Raw genomic sequence first — 293 nt, forward strand, 5'->3', positions numbered from 1 at the left:
GCTGGACCCCAACCTGGACCTCTGGAAGACCGCCAAGCCCTATCTCGAACGCTGGATGCGCCAGCGCGTCGGCATCAAGGGCCTGCGGCAAAGTCTGGAAAAAGAAGCCGCGCAGTGGTCGCAGATGCTGCCCGCGCTTCCCAGGCTGGTCCACGACCACCTGAACCGCCCGAATCTCTCGCCGGCCCTGCTGGCCGAGATGGCGCAGTTGCGGCGGGCCCAGGAGCAGAGCAACCGGCTGGTCGCGGCGCTGGTTGGCGTGCTGGCCCTGGGGATCGGGGTGGCGTTGTGGG

The 293-nt window shown here is 68.6% G+C and carries 1 pseudogene; it reads left to right on the plus strand.

Going from position 1 to position 293, the window contains the following annotated elements:
- Nucleotides 1-293 (plus strand): annotated as a pseudogene (locus SB751_RS29475) (ubiquinone biosynthesis regulatory protein kinase UbiB); the annotation flags it as partial.

This window comes from Cupriavidus sp. SIMBA_020 (assembly GCF_046535395.1).
Taxonomy (GTDB): Bacteria; Pseudomonadota; Gammaproteobacteria; order Burkholderiales; family Burkholderiaceae; genus Cupriavidus; species Cupriavidus campinensis.